Source organism: Streptomyces violaceorubidus (assembly GCF_000717995.1).
Classification (GTDB): domain Bacteria; phylum Actinomycetota; class Actinomycetes; order Streptomycetales; family Streptomycetaceae; genus Streptomyces; species Streptomyces violaceorubidus.
On sequence record NZ_JODM01000180.1, the window covers coordinates 1 to 324 of the forward strand.

The 324-nt window shown below is 59.6% G+C and carries 1 protein-coding gene; it reads left to right on the forward strand.

The annotated features are described in order from the left end of the window. Positions 1 to 324: hypothetical protein (locus IE94_RS36840; protein WP_037924998.1), on the forward strand; the 324-nt coding region annotated here is incomplete at both ends.

The following is a 324-nucleotide window of genomic DNA, read 5'->3' on the forward strand; positions in this document are numbered from 1 at the left end:
TCCGCAAAAACAACTTCAAGCCACGTAGCTCCGGGGAAACACGCCAGACCTACCACTGGCTCAACAAAGTCAAAGCGGGCAGCACCCTGGTGCCGCAGGTATATCTGGACGAGATGCACGCGGCCAACGTCCTGGGCCTGGACGACGCTCGCGTCACCGGGAACAAGAAGAAGCGGACCGCGGAAGAGCACATGGAGATCCTCCGCAACAACAAGTTCAAGCCACGTAGCGTCGGGGAAACACGCCAGACCTACCAGTGGCTCAACAAAGTCAAAGCGGGCAGCACCCTGGTGCCGCAGGTATATCTGGACGAGATGCACGCGG